Here is a 17,231-nt window from a genome sequence, read left to right as displayed (position 1 = left end):
GCCGCAAGCGGTCCGAGTCCCTGGCCGGGTACGCCTTCCTCAGCCCCTGGCTGCTCGGGTTCGTCCTGCTCACCGCAGGCCCGATGCTCGCCTCCCTGTACCTGGCGTTCACGAACTACAACCTGTTCGCGCCGCCGGAGTGGATCGGGGTGGAGAACTTCCAGCGCCTCGCCCAGGACCCGAACTACCTGCAGGCGTGGAAGGTCACGCTCACCTACGTGGTGCTGGGCACCCCGATCAAGCTGCTCGCCGCCCTGGCGGTGGCGATGCTGCTGAACAACGCATTCAGCGGCAAGGGCTTCTACCGGTCCTCGTTCTACGCACCCTCGCTGATCGGGGCCTCGGTCTCCATCGCGATCGTGTGGAAGGCGATGTTCATCGACAACGGCATCGTCGACCAGGTCCAGCAGTTCTTCGGCTTCGAGTCCGGCGGCTGGGTCGGTGACCCGTCGCGCACGATGCCGATGCTCATCCTGCTGACCGTCTGGCAGTTCGGTGCGCCGATGGTCATCTTCCTGGCCGGGCTCAAGCAGGTGCCGACCGAGCTGTACGAGGCCGCGTCGGTCGACGGCGCCGGGCCCTGGCGCAAGTTCCGGCAGATCACGTTGCCGATGCTCTCGCCGGTGATCTTCTTCAACCTGCTGCTCGAGATGATCCACGCGTTCCAGATCTTCGCGTCCGCGTTCATCATCTCCAACGGCACCGGCGGTCCCGCCCGGTCGACGCTCTTCTACACGCTCTATCTCTACTTCCGCGGCTTCCAGGACTTCCAGATGGGCTACGCCTCGGCGATGGCCTGGATCCTGGTGATCGTCGTCGGCGCACTCGCGGCCGTCTTCTTCAAGACCTCGAAGTCCTGGGTCCACTACTCGGGGGAGGGCAAGTGATGAGCACCGTCACCTCCGCTGCCGACCACCTCGTCAGCGCGCACGACAGCGCACAGCTGCGCAAGTCCACCAAGAACCGCAAGCGCGGCCGATCCCTGATCTTCCACCTGTGCTCGCTGGCGCTGGTCGCGATCGTGCTCTACCCCGCCGTGTGGATGCTGATGTCCTCGTTCAAGCCGTCCAGCGAGATCGTCGGCAACGTCAGCCTCATCCCCACCAATGCGAGCCTGGCCAACTTCAGCAAGGCCCTCGAGGGCATCGGCGGCGTCTCGTTCTGGACGTTCTTCTCCAACTCGGTGATCCTGGCCGTCGGCTCCGTCATCGGGATCACGCTCTCGTGCTCGATCAGCGCCTACGCATTCGCCCGCATCGAGTTCCCCGGCCGGAACGTCTTCTTCGCCCTCATGATCGGCACGCTCCTGCTGCCGTTCCACGTGGTGATCATCCCGCAGTACATCGTGTTCAACCGGCTCGGCCTGGTGGACACGTTCGTGCCGCTGCTGATCGGCAAGTTCCTGGCCGCCGAGGCGTTTTTCGTGTTCCTCATGGTCCAGTTCATGCGCAACCTGCCGCGTGAGCTCGACGAGGCCGCACGCATCGACGGCGCCGGGCACGTGCGGATCTTCCGCTCGATCATGCTGCCGCTGATGAAGCCGGCCCTGGTGACCAGCTCGATCTTCGCGTTCATCTGGTCCTGGAACGACTTCTTCGGGCCCCTGCTCTACCTGAAGAAGCCCGACCTGTACTCCCTGCCCATCGCGCTGCGGCTCTTCGTGGACCAGACGACGACCTCGGACTACGGCGCCCAGATGGCCATGGCCGTCCTCGCGCTCGTGCCGGTGATGCTCTTCTTCCTCGTGTTCCAGCGCTACCTCGTCGAAGGCGTCGCCACGCAGGGCCTCAAGGGCTGATGGGGGTTTCCGCAGGGCGGGCCGAGCGTGTGAGGCTGGAGGCCATGAGCACCCCGCTTCCCGACGACGACGCCGGCCGCCCGGCGGACGCGACCCCCGGCCCCGACGAGAAGCCGCTCCTCGGCGGCGGGCGGTTCGGGCTGTTCAGCGAGGCCCTGCTGGTCGGCCTCGGCGTCTCGGTGCTCAGCCTCCCGATCATCACCGCGGTCCCCGCGCTCGCCGCCGGGGTGTCCCACGTCCGACGCCACCTCGACGGCCGCCCAGACACCGTCGCGGCCCTGTGGGAGGACTTCCGCGCGGCGTGCCGCGGCGTCTGGCTGGTGTCGATCGGCATGCCGGTCCTGCTGCTGGTCCTGCTGTTCAACCTCCAGCTCATCGGCCAGGGCGAGATGCCGGGCGGCGCCGGGGTGCGGATCGCCACGGTCTTCCTGGTCGCGATCCTGCTGGTCGTCGTGCTCCGCGCGGCGGCCGGCTGGTCACCCGGTGCGCGCTGGGGGGCCGTCGTGCAGACCGCCGCCAAGCGCGCCGGCGACGACCTGGCCGGCACGTTTCTGCTCGTCGTCGCGATCGGGCTGTGCGCGGTGATGGTGTGGATGCTCGCGCCGTTGGCCGTGATCGTGCCGGGCCTGCTGTCGCTCGCGGTCGTGGCGGTCGAGCACCGCGCGGCGGTCCGTCAGGGCTGACCTCAGTCCAGCTTCTCCACGAACTGCTGCATGGTCGCGAGCGCGAGCTGGCCCGCGTCCGTGTGGACGTGGAACTGGTACTCGTGCCCGAGCGGCGGCTCGTGGTCGGGCTCGAAGATCAGCGTCTCGTGCGGCACCCCGAGCTGCTCGAGCGTGGTGAGCAGCGACTGGGAGTGGCCGATCAGCGGGTCCGCGTTGCCGCAGGACACGAGCGTCGGGGGGAAGTCGGCGGTCAGGTGGTTGACCACCGAGATGCCCGCGAAGCGGGGGTCGTCGAGGTAGTCCGCGCTGCCGGTGAACGAGCGCATCACGGAGTCGACGAACCATCGGGGGCGGCCCCGCAGCCCGCGCGCGAGGGACATGTCGAAGACGCCGCAGAACAGCACCGCGCCCGCGATCTGGTCCCGGGTGACGCGCGGGTGGGCGCCGATCGAGGCCGCGTACGCCGGGTCGATCACCACGCCGATCACCTGCGAAGCGATCTGCGCCCCCGCGGAGTCGCCGGCGAGCACCAGGCGGTGGGCGTCGACGCCCAGCTCGTCGGCGTGCTCGGTGAGGAACGCGAGCGCATCGAGCACCTGCAGGACGGGGGTCGGGTAGGTGGCGCGGGGGGCGATCGAGTAGTCGACGCCGACCACCGTGCACCCCTCGCCGGCGACCACCCGCAGGTAGTTGGCGATCAGGTCCTTGCTCCCCGACAGCCAGGCGCCGCCGTGCACCCACACGATCGTCGGCAACGTGCCGTCGGACCCCGTCGACCGGTGCACGTCGAGGCGGGCGTCGCGGTCGCCGGGGCGGTACGGGATGTCGATCTCGGACACGACGTGCGCGGGGACGAAGGGCGCGGTCGCCACGAACCGCGCGGAACCGTGCCGGTCCATGTTCCGGCGCAGCACCACCGACGCCGGCCTCGGGCTGAAACGGGCGGCGATCCCCACACCGACGAGGCCCGCGACGAGCACGCCGAGCAGCCATCCGAACCCGAGCGCGATGCGCCTCATCCCCCGATGGTGCCACTCGCCGCTGTCAGGCCCGAGTGAGCACCCCCGGCAGGGCGGTCCAGGACTCCGGCGCGAGGGTGATCATGGTGCTGCCGGTCGAGGCGGCGGGGCCGTCGACCTCCGACACGTGACGCTCCGCGACGGCGGCCGCGTGCTCCGGTCCCTCGACGGCGGGCTCCGCGTCGGCCGTCACCTGCACGCCCTGACCGAGCGCGAGCGTGACGCCGGGGTGCGAGAGCTCGACCTCGACGGGCTCGGCGGCCCGGTTGACCAGGAACACCGCGACGTCGTCGCCGTCGAGGGTCGCCGCCGCGGTGACCACCGGGACGTCGCCGTGGGCACTCGTCGCGAGCGACGGCCCGGACACCCGCAGGTCGAGGGCCGTGCCGCGGGCGAGGCGGGCCGTCGTCGCGAAGGGGTGGAAGGTGGGCTGGCGCCAGGCCGGGCCACCCGGCTCGGTCATGATCGGTGCGATCACGTTGACCAGCTGGGCCAGGCACGCGACCGGCACGCGGTCGGCGTGGTTGAGCAGGGTGACCAGCAGGTCACCGACGACCACGGCGTCGAGTGCCGAGTAGACGTCCTCGATGATGCGCGGGGCGTCGCGCTGCAGGGGGAGGTTCTGCTCGCCGACGAAGCGGGACTTCAGGTACCAGACGTTCCACTCGTCGAACGAGATGGTGACCACCTTGTCGGAGCGGCGGCGCGCGGCGACGGCGTCTGCGGAGGCGACGACCCGGCGGATGAACCGGTCCATCGACGTGCCGGACCCGAGGAACGAGGCGCGGTCGCCGTCGAGCTCCTCGTAGTACGCATGCATGGAGAGGTGGTCGACGACGTCCCACGTGTGCTCGAGGACGGTCTGCTCCCACGAGCCGAACGTGTCCATCATCATCGACGACGACCCGCAGACGACCAGCTCGATCGACGGGTCGACGAGCCGCATCGCCTTGCCGGCCTCGGCGGCGAGCTTGCCGTACTCGTCGGCGTCCTTGTGCCCGATCTGCCACGGGCCGTCCATCTCGTTGCCCAGGCACCAGAGCTTGACCGCGTACGGCTGCTCGCGACCGTTCGCGATCCGCAGGTCCGCCCAGCGCGACCCCGCCTCGCCGTTGCAGTACTCGACCAGCGCCGCGGCCGCCGCGACCCCGCGGGTGCCCAGGTTCACGGCCATCATCGGCTCGATGCCCTCGCGCTCCGCCCACTGCAGGAACTCGTCGGTGCCCACCGTGTTGGGCTCGATGGTCCGCCACGCGAGGTCGATGAACGGCAAGCGGTCCTCGACCGGCCCGACGGCGTCCTCCCACACGTAGTTGGAGACGAAGTTGCCGCCGGGGTAGCGCACCATGCTCACGCCGAGCTCGCGGGTCAGGTCGGCGACGTCGCGGCGGAACCCGTGCTCGTCGGCGGTCTCGTGGCCCGGCTCGTAGATCCCCGTGTAGACGGCGCGCCCGAGGTGCTCGACGAACGAGGCGAACAGGCGGCGGTCGACCTCGCCCACGCGGAAGTCGGGGTGCAGCAGGACGGTGGCGCGCATGGTTCTCTCCTGACAATCGGGCCGCGGTGCGGGCCGTCTTCATGATCCGTCGCCTCACGGGCCTGTGCGAGACGGGCTCCACGGCTTAGGCTACCCAGTGGCGGACAACGCTTTCCGCAACGACGCGACGATGACACCGAGGACTCCCGTGACCGACCAGAACCCGACCGCTCCCCGTCCCGCATCGAGCAGCAGCACGACCGCCGGCCCCGGCGTGATCCCGGAGTTCGCCCCCGCTCCCGGCGGCGAGCAGCTGCGGTACGCGGTCGCCGGCACCGGGCACCGCGCCGGGATGTACATCGGCGCGATCACGGGCGAGCACGCGGACGTCGCCACACTGGTCGCCCTCCTCGACACCAACCCGGGCCGCATGGCGCACTACGAGTCGGTGGTCTCCGAGGAGCTCGGGCGGCCCGCGTCCTTGCCCACCTACGCGCCCGACGGTCTCGAGAAGATGATCGCCGAGCAGTCCGTGGACGTCGTCGTCGTGACCGCCCCCGACCACGCACACGCGGAGCTCGTCGCCCGCGCGCTCGCCGCGGGGGCCGACGTCGTCGTCGAGAAGCCGCTGACCATCGACCGCCCCGGCTGCCGCCGGATCACGGGCGCGGTGCGCGAGACCGGCCGCGACGTCGTCATGACCTTCAACTACCGGTACGCCCCGCGGAACTCCTCGCTGCGCCAGGTGATCGCGTCCGGCCAGATCGGCGAGGTCACGTCCGTGCACTTCGAGTGGGCGCTCGACACCGTGCACGGCGCCGACTACTTCCGCCGCTGGCACCGGGACAAGAAGAACTCCGGCGGCCTGCTGGTGCACAAGTCGAGCCACCACTTCGACCTGGTCAACTGGTGGCTCGGCGACGTCCCGTCCCGCGTGTACGCCCGCGGCGGGCTCAAGTTCTACGGCGACCGCAACGCTGCCGACCGCGGACTCGGTGCCCGACCGGCCCGCGGCACCGGCGTCGTCGGCGACCCGTTCACGCTCGACCTCAACGACGACCCCCGCCTGAAGTCCCTGTACCTCGACGCCGAGCAGCACGACGGCTACCTGCGCGACCAGGACGTCTTCGGACCGGGCATCACCATCGAAGACAACATGGCGCTGCTCGTCGACTACCGGCGCGGCGCCACCCTGACCTACTCGCTGAACGCGCACAGCCCCTGGGAGGGGTACCGCGTCACGGTCAACGGCACGGCCGGCCGCGCGGAGCTCGAGGTGGTCGAGCGCGGCGCGATCGAGCTCGACGAGGACGGGAACGCACTGCTCGACCCGTCGGCCACCCCCACCTACGTGGGCGACTCGCTGCGCCCCGAGGGGGAGCGGCTGCTCGTCCAGAGGCACTGGGAGCGGGCCACCGAGGTCGCGATCCCCGACGGCATCGGCGGCCATGGCGGCGGGGACGCGATCCTGCTCAAGGACGTGTTCCGACGACACCTGCGGGTCTCCGCCGACGGGCTGGGCCGCCCCGCGGGGTACCTCGACGGGCTGCGCGCCGTGGCGGTCGGCATCGCGGCGAACCAGTCGCTCGTCACGGGGCTGCCCGTGACGATCGCGGACCTCGACCTGGGCGTCTCGCTCGAGGACGCCCGATGACGCTCTCCGCCCTGCACGGCATCGGCCGCGCGGTCGACGTCGTCGCCGACGGGATCACCCTGGCCCAGTACGTGTACGTCCCCACCGACGTGCAGCTCGAGAGCCCGCGCCCGTACCTGCACCCCGTCCGGACGCGCGGCGGCGACCTGGTCACGGGGTTCCGGCCGCACGACCACGTGTGGCACAAGGGCATCGCGTGGTCGCTTCCCGTGGTCGGCGAGCACAACTTCTGGGGCGGACCCACCTACGTGCACGGGCAGGGGTACGTGCAGCTGGAGAACGACGGGTCGATGGACCACGTCGCGCTCACGTCGCTGTCCGTGGGCAGCGACCGGGTCGACCTCGCGCACACCCTCGCCTGGCACACGCAGGCCGGCGAGCACGTCATCGACGAGACGCGGTCGCTCGGGTTCGTCATCCCGGCGGGTCGCGACGACGCCTGGGTGCTCACGTTCGCGACCACCATGACCAACGTGTCGTCCGCCGACCTGACCATCGGCTCACCGACCACCCGCGGACGCGAGAACGCCGGCTACGGCGGGCTGTTCTGGCGGGGCCCGCGGTCGTTCACCGGCGGCACCCTGCTGGCCCCCGACTTCTCCGGCGGCGAGGAGATCCGCGGGACGCGCGGGCCGTGGATGGGGTTCGTCGGCCAGCACGACGAGACCGGGGGAGCGTCGACCGTCGTCATCGTCGACGGCGCCGGCAACCCCTCGCACCCGCCGCAGTGGTTCGCCCGCACCGAGCAGTTCGGCTGCCTCAACCCGGCGCCGTTCTTCTCGACCGAGGTGCCCTTCGCGCCCGGCGACACCCTCCGTTTCCAGTACGCGGTCGTCATCGCCGACGGCGCCGCCGACCCCGCGTCCGCAGCCTCGCTCGCGACGCTCGGTAGCGGGATCCTGGCCGTATGAGCGGACTTCCGGGGGGCGTCTCGGTCAGCAACCTGCGCGTGTACGACTGGCCGGCGCCCGACGGGGTCGGCCTCGCCGGCAGCGGGTCGCCGCACCTGCACGTCGTGTCGTCCGAGGCGTACGTCGTGCTCCGTGGCTCCGGCTCCGTGCACACCCTCGGGCCCGCCGGGTTCGCCGTGCACCCGCTCCAGCCCGGCGCGATCGTCTCGTTCGGGCCCGGTGTCGTGCACCGCGCTGTGAACGACGGCGACCTCGAGGTCCTCGTCCTGATGTCGAACGCGGGGCTGCCCGAGGCCGGGGACGCTGTCCTGACCTTCCCCGACTCGGTGCTGGCCGACCCCGCCGCCTACCGTGAAGCTGCCACCCTGCCCGGCGCCGGAGCGTCCGACGACGACATCGCCGCCGCCGCTCGTCGCCGGCGCGACCTTGCCCTCGAGGGGTATGCCCAGCTGGGCGAGGCCGTCGACCGGATCGGCGCGGCCGCGGCCCTCAAGCCCCTCTACGACGCCTCCACGCGGATCGTCCGGACCCTGGTCCCGCGGTGGCAGGACGTGTGGACGCGCACCGTCTACGCCGAGACCGAGTCCACGGCGGGGGCACTCGAGGGCCTGATCCGGGGAGTCGGGCCGCACCTCGCCCGCGGATCGGTCTCGGCCAGCCAGGCAGCTCCGATGCCCCGCCGGTACGGGATGTGCGGACGACTCCAGACCTGGCCGACGCCCGCCTGAGCCCGCTCGCGCCGACAGCCTTGTCCGTCGCGTTGTGCGTCGCCGCGCAGGTGCCGGTCGGGTGTCGACGCGGCGAGGCTGTGCCGTGGCGTCGCGGGTCGGGTACCGACGCGGCGAGCCTGTGTTCCGTGCCGTGGCGTCGCGGCCGGGTGTCGACGCGGCGAGCGTTTGTGCCGCGGCGTCGCGGGTCAGGTACCGATGCGCCCTGTGCGCTCTGTGTGTCCTGGGCGTCGCCGGGTCGGGCGTCGTCGTCGCGGCGAGCGCATCATGGCAAGTCATGGCGTGTCGTGGCGGTCATGGCGTAGCCGATCGGCGGTCGGGGCGACCAGTCGACGGTTCTGCGCCACGATAGGAACCCCACGTCGCGTCGCGGAGGGCACATGGACGTCGAGCACCAGAGGTTCAGCCGTGTCGACCGCTTCATGCGGAACAAGGGTCCGGCCGAGATCCTCTACGGCGCGCTCGTGTCCAGTGTCGTCCTGGCGGCGACGAGCGCCGGTGCCGAGAGCGGCGACATCGTCCTGCTCGCCACCGCGCTGGTGTCCATCACGTACTGGCTCGCGCACGTGTACGCCGACGCGGTCGGTGGACGCTTCGAGGATGTCGACCACAGCGCCGGTCACCGCCTGAGGCACGCCCTGCGCAACAACACCGGAGTTCTGCTGGGCAGCCTGCCGGTGCTCGTCGTCTTCGCGATCGGCAGGCTCGCCGGCATGGACGTCTACCGGGCGGCGTTCCTCGCTCTCTGGTTCACGGTGGCGATGCTCGCATCGGTCGCTGCACTCGCGGCTCATCGCGCTGGGGTCCGGGGGCGCGCTCTGTTCGGTGAGGTCGCGCTCGCGGCGGCGTTCGGGCTGTTGGTGATCGTGTTGAAGTACTGGTTCATGCACTAGTGGCGGGAGCTCGATCGCGCCTTCACTCGCGGTGATGTGCCAGCGGTGGTGGGGGGTGGTGGTCGGTGCTGGCGACGATCCGTCCGGTGGGGTCGTGGAAGGTGTAGCGGGTGCCGGGTGGCTCGAGTGTGGGTTGGTCGGGGCGTCGGGGTCCGCGAGTGGTGGGGTGCCTCTGGATGGTCAGGTTGTGTTGGTGGACCTGGTGGTGGTGGAACGAGCAGAGCAGGACTCCGTTGTCGATCGAGGTTGAGCCGTTGTCGCGGTCCCACCAGGTGATGTGGTGGATCTGGCTCCAGCGGGCGTGTCGGTCGCAGCCGGGGAAGGTGCAGTGTCGGTCGCGGGCGATGATGGCGCGGCGGTGGGCGCCGGTGTAGAGGCGTACGGAGCGGCCGAGGTTGACGGGTTGGTCGGCGGCGTTCATCACGATGCGGGTGATCTCGCAGTCGCACAGGATCTTGGCGACCTCGCTGGTCGGGATCGGGGTGCCGTCCTCGAGGGTGACCGCGGGGACCCCGGTCAGGGCTGAGGCCGGGTCGGCGGTGCGGTTGGGCATGGTGCGTGCCGTAGCGGCGGGGTCGGCCGGACCGTCGTGGGCCGCACCGGCGGTGGTCGTGACGGCGGTGCTCGTGCCGGGCACGGGGTTGGGTGCGGGTTGGCCGGTGGGTGTTCGGGCCGGGCGATGCGACCGTGTGGCGTGGGTGCGGAGGGCGGCGAAGGTCTCTTCGGTCATGAGCAGGCTGATCTGGGGTGGGACGGCGGCGCCGGAGGCGGTGCTGGGTAGGGCCAGGATGCGCTGGGAGATGGTGTCCAGGGCGTCGGCGCGGGCTTGTTCGGCGGTCCGCTCTTCCAGCACCGTCCCATCGCTCCCATCGCTCCCATCGCTGCCGTTGCTGGCGTCGCCTGCGTTGTCGGGGGCGCCGGTGGTGGTGCTGGGGCGTTCGCCGGTGGCTTCCAGGGCCAGGCGTAGCCGGTGGCCGGCGACCCGGTCGAGCAGGCCGCGGATGTGGGTGCCGTCGCTCTGGTCGGACAGGTGCAGGAACCGGCGGGCGCGCTGGTTCTCGTGCGCCCGGTCGCGGGCGGCGGGGTCGAGCTCGGCGACCAGGCGCTGCACGGACCGGGTGAACGTGGGGGCGTCCTGGGTGGACCCGAGCCGCACGATGGCGTCCTGCACGCCTGGGGTGGCCAGCGCGGCACTCACGGTCTGGGAGGCGCCCGTGGTGATCCGGGCGAAGGCGTCCAGGTGCCCGACGGGCATCGCCCCGGACTGTACCGCGCCGGCGACCGCGGGCATGGACGCGAGCACGTCGGCCTGGGCGATCTCCCGCCTGGCCCCTGGGAGCCCGGTCCGGGTCACCGCACCGTGCGCGGCCTCGAAGGACGGCACGCCGGGGCGCTGCCAGCTGGTGGAGTCCCGTTCGGCGAGCAGCACCGCCGACCGGACCCCCGCGAGCACCCCGTCCACCGGCCGCAACCCGGACAGCACCACCCGCCGGCCCGCCGCATCCTGCGCGCCTCCGTCGTCCACCAGCCCGGCCAGCCGCCGGGCCGCCGCGAGCAGGTCAGCGACCGCCGCCGCCACGACCCGGGTGTCGGAGCCTTGCCCGTCCGGCTGTCGTGCCCCACCGCGTGAACCCGCACGCCAGCCACCCTCGGCGTCGGCAGGAGCGGCTTCGAACATGTGTACGATTCTACCCGAAACGGGCACCCCGGAACGAGGCCGGAATCAGGATGTGGACAACTACTTCGCCTGGTCGTAGCTGTCCACCACGGCCACGTTCAGCGCGAACTCCACCGGAGTGGCACCGAACAGCAACCGCCCCGCCTCGACGGCCGACGACCGCATGGCGACAGCAACCTTGTCGGCCACCTCGGCCGGCGCGTGCACCATGACCTCGTCGTGCAGGAAGAACACCACGTGCGGCCGACCATCCAGCTCGAGCAGGCGTCGGCGCAGCGAGGCCATCCAGCACAGCGCCCACTCCGCGGCGGTCCCCTGCACGATGAAGTTGCGCGTGAACCGCCCCCAGTCGCGGCCCCGTCGACGGGCGGCGCGGACGTCGTCGGCCCCCGCTCCCTCTGCCGAGGCGGCGGCGTGCTCGGCCTGCCAGGCGGCGTCGGGACGGGGGGAGGTGCGGCCCAGCCAGGTGGAGACGACGTCGCCGCGCTCCCCGGCGCGGGCGCCGGCCTCCACGAGGGCGACCGCGTGCGGGTAGGCGCGGGTGAGGCGCGGCATGAGGACCGCGGACGGGCCGGTGGTGGCGCCGTAGATCGCGCCGAGCATGGCGTACTTGGCCTCGGAGCGGGTCTCGACGATGCCGGCGTCGACGACGCCCTGGTACAGGTCGGCCTTCCTGCCGGCCGCGGCCATGGCGGTGTCGCCGGACATCGCGGCCAGCACGCGCGGTTCCAGCTGAGCGGCGTCGGCGACGACGAGCTTCCAGCCGGGATCGGCCCGCACGGCGGCGCGGATGCTCGCGGGCAGCTGGAGCGCGCCGCCCCCGCTGGTGGCCCACCGACCGGTCACCACCCCGCCCGGCACGTAGTCGGGTCGGAACCGGCCGTCGTGGACCCACGCCTCCATCCACGCCCACCCGTTGGCGCTGAGCAGGCGCGACAGCTTCTTGTAGGCGAGCAGCGGGTCGCGCACCGGGTGCTCGAGCGCCTTGATCTCCCACGTGCGGGTGGACTCGACGTCGCACCCGGCCGCGCGCAGCCCGCGCAGCAGGTCCGGCTGGGAGTCGAGGTTGAGCGACGGCTGACCGAGGGCGGCGCGGACCTCGTCGGCGAGCGCTTCGAGCTTGGGCGGCCGACCGCTGCGGGGTCGTTCTCCCAACAACGACGTGAGGAGCGCGTCGTGCGTCTCGACGCTCCACGGCATGCCGTCGTGCTGCATCTCAGCGGCGATCAACGCACCCGTCGACTCGGCGGCGAGGAGCAGGCGCAGGCGACCAGGCTCGTCGGCCCCGGCGACGGCGGCGAGCTGGTCCCGCAGCTCCGCCAGCGGGTCAGCGACCACGGAAGGCCCGACGTCGTCGAACAGGCTCCCCTCGACGGGCGGCGGTTCACGAGGCCCGTCCCACGGCCCGGCAGGCGCTCCGGCCAACGCCGACGACTGCGAGTACGCGCTCCGCCGCAGTATCGCGTGGCAGAGCCGCAGGTCGTGGCACCGCTCGACACGGACGCCGGCGGCCAGCAGCGGCGGGTAGCGGCGGGAGGTGTCGTCCCAGACCCACCGCGGCCGGTCGGCCTCACGCTCGCGGACTGCCGAGGCGAGGTCGTCGGCGGCCACCGAGACTGAGCCCTCCGGCAGTCCGTCGTCGGTCAGCGACTGCAGCTCGACGACGCCGGGTCGCGACGGGTCGTCGAGGAGCAGGAGCAAGGACACGGCTCATGGTCGCAGGCGCGTCCGACACGGTGACTAGACGAGTAGTGCAACCAGGGTCGCGTTGTCTACTAGTTGCTAGAGCGACCGGCGGTGGTCGTCACCGAACGGGCCCGCTGCCGCGGACCGTTCGTCCTCGCCCGTTGCGCGGCCTGCGGGCGCTGCGTCCTTGTCACGGGACCGCCCTGGTCACACCCCTAGCAACCTGTCGTCCCGAGTTACGTTGATACTTCAAGCAACGAGCGCGGCTGCGCCCGCCCCAGGGGCTTCCACCCGCCCTCTCTGGCGCCGCTGCGCCGCGCCTCCGGGGCTTACGCCCCTCTGTATGGCTGAGGGTCGAGACTCACCTGCATGTCAGGCACTCCCGCGCCATCGACCAACGACTGCAGGCCGTAGAGCGCCCTTTCCTTATCATCGTTGAATAACTTGGGTCCCCCGACAATTTGGGTTAGCGAATCCGCGAGATCCGCCTCGACGTAAGGGACGAACATCCCCCGCCTCGCCCGCACGCGCCTGCCCGGGAAATGCCTCTTGTCGAGGACGCCAATTTGACGCGGCTGCATGAGCGCGACCAGACGCACCTCCGACTCTCCCTCGAATCCGGGCGGCTTGTACTTCGGTCCGCCAATGGCAAACCCGTACCCGAGTATGAGATTTGCCATGAGCTGCGTCGCCGGAATTATCCCGGGCGCCAAAGTGCCTGCTGCGGCATCTAGGAGTTGGTTCGCGACGGCTTCGAGATCCTCGCGGAATGGGTATTCGCAGCGGACGAGTAGCGCCGACTGATCGCCCGGAAGGCCGTCGACGGCGACCGTACCACCCATCTTTGAGGCGTCGAAGCCAAGGGCGTACCCAGCACCATCGTCGCCGTAATAGCGCCATTGCGATAGATCGTTCGCACGAGTCGAGAAGGAGATGACGTACGTCGTCCAAAGCTGAATCGTAGCCAAGTCGCAGATGCTGTTTAGCGTCGAGTTCACCGGATTTGGATCAGCAAGCATCCGCTTTTGCGCCACGGCCGAAGTCATCAGCGCCAGCCCGCGCGTTTCGCTGGGATCGTTGAGGTAGTCGCAGTCGGTCGCCCACATCCGACCCGATTCCAGGATCAACTTTGCATTGGTCACATTCGTGTAGTGCCACAGTGTTCCCGAATACAGCTTTTGATCCTCGATCGGACCGAGAGCTGCTTGAGCGAGGCCTGTGCCTTCCGCCCACGCATCTACCGTGACACTGATGGGGCCATCGGGACCTTCAAAGATTATCTCCTGATCGTCAGACATGAACACGACCCTCGATTCGACTTGGCGATTCTGTTGTGCAGTCGCCCAAACGGTCCCACACACCGATCCGCCGGTCTGCTGGTCGTTCTGGTGATTGTCGCGTTGCCGACCGGTGTCTCACCGCCGCGAGCTCCGCATCGCCGCCCTCACCACGACCGTCGACCCGTCCGGTGCGACCCCGTCGGCCAAGGCCGCGTACTCGGACGACCCCACCGCGTACACCGCCAACCGCCCGTCGGCGTCGGCATGGATCCCCCACCCGTACCGCTTCCCGAGGTCGCTGGACCGCAGGCACGCGTGCGGAGTCGCATAGAAGGCAGCCCATTCGTCAGGAGAGTCAGCCGAGACGCCGTGCCGCGAAGCCCACACCCGGAAGATCACGTCGGACGACCGCAGCGCGTAGGGCGCGGACGCGATGAGCGAGAAGGTCGCGGCGGCGATGGTGGAGCCCACCGGCTCGACACCGGCGACGGCAGACGTGTCCGGCGCGACCGAGATGAAGGTGGACGTGTAGTCGACGTTCTCCATGCGGTCAGACGCTAGACCGCGGCACCCACAGGCAGCCGGCTCATGGGGAAGATCCACGGCCCCTCGGTCAGGGACGACTCCAGCGGCACCCGCGACCGCACCGGCGAGTACCCGAGCGCCGTGTAGTAGCCCACGTTGTCGGGCTTGGTGGTCTCCAGGTAGGACGGCCCGGAGGCGGAGTCGATGAGGTCGAACACCGTGGCCATCAGCCGCTTGCCGCGGCCGGCGCGCTGGAGGTCGGGCCGCACGCCGAGCGCCTCCACGTACCAGGCGTCGCAGGGCACGCCGGCGGAGGTGACGTCGCCGAACTTGATGATCCCCACGCTGTGCTCGCGCGTGTTGGCGGCGATCCGCACGATGCGGAGCGCCTGCCGCCACCAGCGGGCGGGCGTCATCGGGTACGACCCCGGCGGGTAGAGCGCGATCGCGCCGGTGACCGCGCCGTCGAGCCGGGTGACGAACGCGTGCCCGTGCCGGACCGAGTCCGACAGGGTCATCCGGTAGAGCGCCCGCAGCTCCCGCTCGCGGCGGGCGCGGACGGGGAACAGGTGCACGAACCCGGGGTCGTCGGCCAGCGCGGCGGCGAGCACCGACGCAGCCTCGGCGATGCCGGACGGGTGCAGCGGCTCGACGACATCGGGCGGGGACGCGGGCATGTGGCGCATCCTCTCCGGGACGTGCGTCCAGATGCAACCCGATCGGGGGATGGACAGATCACGTGACCTGCGCGATCACTTACGACCCTGTCAGTGCGTCCTTGAGCTTGATCCGCCCGCCGCTGCGCAGCACCGCGTGGGAGTAGATGCGTCCGGCCAGCCAGACGAGCACGGGGATCAGGGCGAGCGACAGCCCGAGGGCCAGCGCGACCTCCCACGCCTCGACCTCGCCGAGGGCGATCCGCATCGGCATGAGCAGGGGTGAGCAGAACGGGACGAACGACAGCCAGACGACCAGCGGGTTCGTCGGGTCCCAGGGCGCGATGCTCACGCCGATCAGGTACGGGATCATCATCAGCGCCAGCACCGGCGCGGTCACCGAGCCGACGTCCTCCTGCCGCGAGACCAGCGCGGCGAGCGCACCGAGCGCGAGCGCATACATGGTGAAGCCGACGACGAACCAGATCACCACCCACAGCGCGGTCGCGCCCAGGTCGATCGAGCTGGTGTCGACGAGACCGAGGGCCAGTGCGGTCCCGGCGCCTGCGCCGACGACGAGCACCACCTGGATGAGCCCGATCACGCCGATGCCCAGCACCTTGCCGGCCATCAGCTGCCACGGCCGCACGGTGGCCAGCAGCAGCTCGACGACGCGCGACGCCTTCTCCTCGACGACTCCCTGAGCCACCAGCTGGCCCGCGGTCATGAGGGAGATGAACAGCAGGATCCCGGCGACGAAGCCGGCGACGATCTGGGCGCTGTCCTGCTCGGGCTCCGGCTCCAGCGCGGTGACGTCCGGTGTCGCCTGCGCGATCTCGCGGCCGACCTCGCCCGGGTCGCCGCCCAGGTCGGTGACCGCCGACGACAGCGCCTCCTGCTGCGCCAGCGACGCGAAGACGGGGGCCAGCCGGTCGGGAAGCTCGGTGTGCACCACCACGGCCAGCGGGTCGGTGGAGGTCACGAGCGCGTCGATCGTGCCGTCCTTGAGCAGCGCCTCGCCGTCGTCGGAGGACGCCACCTCCTGCGTCTCGACCGTCGTGCCGGTGACGGCCCCGGTGGCCACCAGCTGCTCGGAGACCGCCGCCGCCTCGGGCAGCACGCCGACGTGCTGCGTCGTGTCGGACTGCGAGCTGACGAGGTTGAGCAGGACGCCGCCGAGCACCACGGCCGCGACCAGCGCGATCGTCGTCCAGATGAACGCCTTGGAGCGGAACCGCGTGCTGATCTCCCGCCCGGCGACCAGGCGCACCGCCGCGCCGTCGGAGATCTCGACGAGGGTCGGTCGCGCGCTCATGCGGACACCGTCTCGCGCTCGGTCGCGACGGAGTCCGTGCTGACCACGTGCCGGTACAGCTCGGTCAGGGACGGCCGCAGCAGGCTGAACTCGTGCACCGCCCCGGCCACCAGGGCTGCCCGCAGGAGCTCCTGGTCGACGCCGTCGTCGGCCTGTCCTTGCACCTCGACCACCGACCGGGACCCCTCGTGGGAGACCAGGCGTGCCGACGGCACCGCGGAGAGCCACGATCCCGCCGGCGGCCCGTCCACCAGCCACCGCCGGTCGTCGGTCCGGCGCAGCTCCTCGATCCCGCCGAAGGCCACCAGCGACCCTGTCTTGATGATCCCGACGCGGTCGCACAGCGCCTCGACCAGCTCGAGCTGGTGCGACGAGAAGAGCACCGGCACCCCGGCCGCAGCCTGGTCGCGCAGCACGCCGCTCATCACGTCGACCGCCACGGGGTCCAGGCCGGAGAACGGCTCGTCGAGCACCAGGATGTCCGGGGAGTGCACGAGGGCCGCGGCCAGCTGCACGCGCTGCTGGTTGCCCAGTGAGAGCTTGAGGATCTCGTCGCCGCGGCGCTCCGCGATGCCGAGCACCTCGGTCCACTGCTCCATCGCGGCCTTGGCCGACGCGGTCGACAGCCCGTGCAGCCTGGCCAGGTAGACCAGCTGGTCGCTCACCTTCATGCGCGGGTAGAGGCCGCGCTCCTCGGGCATGTACCCGATGCGCCGCCGCACGGCCAGGTCGACCGGCTTGCCGTCCCAGCGCACCTCGCCGGAGTCGGCTCCCAGCACGCCGAGCACGATCCGCATCGCCGTCGACTTGCCTGCGCCGTTGGAGCCCACGAACCCGACGATCTCGCCGGCACGCACCTCCATGGACAGGTCCCGCAGCGCGCGAAGGTCGCCGTACGACTTGTTCAGGGACTCCATCACCAGTGCGGACATGTGTCGATCCAAAC

16 protein-coding genes are annotated in these 17,231 nt (G+C 70.9%); 7 read left to right on the top strand and 9 right to left on the bottom strand.

All coding sequences use genetic code 11. The features are described from left to right. The first annotated feature begins 20 nt into the window (after positions 1–20). From ACO06A_RS05860 to ACO06A_RS05850, 3 genes are read left to right on the top strand one after another with little or no spacing between them, the layout of a single operon-like run. Positions 21–887 (top strand): carbohydrate ABC transporter permease, encoded by an 867-nt coding sequence (locus tag ACO06A_RS05860; protein WP_421736021.1) that lies wholly within the window; start codon positions 21–23, stop codon positions 885–887. Next, on the top strand, positions 887–1,798 hold the full coding sequence (locus ACO06A_RS05855) for a carbohydrate ABC transporter permease (RefSeq protein ID WP_421735099.1): 912 nt from the start codon (positions 887–889) through the stop codon (positions 1,796–1,798). The genes ACO06A_RS05860 and ACO06A_RS05855 overlap by 1 nt, the downstream gene beginning before the upstream one ends. A gap of 44 nt (positions 1,799–1,842) precedes the next feature. Then, positions 1,843–2,481 (top strand): hypothetical protein, encoded by a 639-nt coding sequence (locus ACO06A_RS05850; protein WP_421735098.1) that lies wholly within the window; start codon positions 1,843–1,845, stop codon positions 2,479–2,481. A gap of 2 nt (positions 2,482–2,483) precedes the next feature. Here ACO06A_RS05850 and ACO06A_RS05845 read toward each other — a convergent pair whose 3' ends face one another. Together ACO06A_RS05845 and ACO06A_RS05840 are read right to left on the bottom strand one after the other, a co-directional pair. Beyond that, positions 2,484–3,482, bottom strand: coding sequence for an alpha/beta hydrolase (locus ACO06A_RS05845; RefSeq protein WP_421735097.1), 999 nt, complete (start codon positions 3,480–3,482; stop codon positions 2,484–2,486). 25 nt (positions 3,483–3,507) lie between these two features. Further along, the gene (locus ACO06A_RS05840; RefSeq protein ID WP_421735096.1) at positions 3,508–5,019 is read right to left on the bottom strand and encodes an alpha-N-arabinofuranosidase; all 1,512 of its coding nucleotides are present in this window, start codon (positions 5,017–5,019) and stop codon (positions 3,508–3,510) included. A 148-nt stretch (positions 5,020–5,167) separates the two neighbouring features. On the opposite strand from ACO06A_RS05840, the gene ACO06A_RS05835 reads away from it, so the two are divergent. The 4 genes from ACO06A_RS05835 (at position 5,168) to ACO06A_RS05820 (ending at position 9,145) form a co-directional block, all read left to right on the top strand. Continuing rightward, on the top strand, positions 5,168–6,613 hold the full coding sequence (locus ACO06A_RS05835; protein WP_421735095.1) for a Gfo/Idh/MocA family protein: 1,446 nt from the start codon (positions 5,168–5,170) through the stop codon (positions 6,611–6,613). Then, the gene (locus tag ACO06A_RS05830; RefSeq protein WP_421735094.1) at positions 6,610–7,524 is read left to right on the top strand and encodes a PmoA family protein; all 915 of its coding nucleotides are present in this window, start codon (positions 6,610–6,612) and stop codon (positions 7,522–7,524) included. The genes ACO06A_RS05835 and ACO06A_RS05830 overlap by 4 nt, the downstream gene beginning before the upstream one ends. After that, positions 7,521–8,252 (top strand): cupin domain-containing protein, encoded by a 732-nt coding sequence (locus ACO06A_RS05825; protein ID WP_421735093.1) that lies wholly within the window; start codon positions 7,521–7,523, stop codon positions 8,250–8,252. Before ACO06A_RS05830 ends, ACO06A_RS05825 begins: the two co-directional genes overlap by 4 nt. A gap of 380 nt (positions 8,253–8,632) precedes the next feature. Next, on the top strand, positions 8,633–9,145 hold the full coding sequence (locus tag ACO06A_RS05820) for a hypothetical protein (RefSeq protein ID WP_421735092.1): 513 nt from the start codon (positions 8,633–8,635) through the stop codon (positions 9,143–9,145). A 22-nt stretch (positions 9,146–9,167) separates the two neighbouring features. Here the strand turns inward: ACO06A_RS05820 and ACO06A_RS05815 are convergent, their stop codons facing one another. The 7 genes from ACO06A_RS05815 to ACO06A_RS05785 form a co-directional block, all read right to left on the bottom strand. Next, positions 9,168–10,823, bottom strand: coding sequence for a hypothetical protein (locus tag ACO06A_RS05815; RefSeq protein ID WP_421735091.1), 1,656 nt, complete (start codon positions 10,821–10,823; stop codon positions 9,168–9,170). 60 nt (positions 10,824–10,883) lie between these two features. Continuing rightward, complete coding sequence (locus tag ACO06A_RS05810) at positions 10,884–12,524, bottom strand: bifunctional 3'-5' exonuclease/DNA polymerase (protein WP_421736020.1); 1,641 nt, start codon at positions 12,522–12,524, stop codon at positions 10,884–10,886. A 314-nt stretch (positions 12,525–12,838) separates the two neighbouring features. Continuing rightward, a complete protein-coding gene (locus ACO06A_RS05805; protein ID WP_421735090.1) occupies positions 12,839–13,807 on the bottom strand; it encodes a DUF2971 domain-containing protein in 969 nt (322 codons plus the stop codon). A gap of 117 nt (positions 13,808–13,924) precedes the next feature. Then, positions 13,925–14,335: a DUF6157 family protein gene (locus tag ACO06A_RS05800; RefSeq protein ID WP_421735089.1), complete on the bottom strand. Its 411-nt coding sequence runs from the start codon at positions 14,333–14,335 to the stop codon at positions 13,925–13,927. Between the two features lie 11 nt (positions 14,336–14,346). Then, a complete protein-coding gene (locus ACO06A_RS05795; protein ID WP_421735088.1) occupies positions 14,347–14,991 on the bottom strand; it encodes a GNAT family N-acetyltransferase in 645 nt (214 codons plus the stop codon). 79 nt (positions 14,992–15,070) lie between these two features. Beyond that, positions 15,071–16,285, bottom strand: a complete 1,215-nt coding sequence (locus ACO06A_RS05790) for an ABC transporter permease (RefSeq protein ID WP_421735087.1) — start codon at positions 16,283–16,285, stop codon at positions 15,071–15,073. After that, entirely contained in the window at positions 16,282–17,217 is a 936-nt protein-coding gene (locus ACO06A_RS05785; RefSeq protein WP_421735086.1) for an ABC transporter ATP-binding protein, read from the bottom strand. Before ACO06A_RS05785 ends, ACO06A_RS05790 begins: the two co-directional genes overlap by 4 nt. Positions 17,218–17,231 lie beyond the last annotated feature (14 nt).

Origin of the sequence: Cellulomonas sp. (assembly GCF_965229465.1) — a bacterium.
Lineage (GTDB): Bacteria > Actinomycetota > Actinomycetes > Actinomycetales > Cellulomonadaceae > Cellulomonas.
This window is presented reverse-complemented; position numbering and strand designations above follow the sequence as displayed.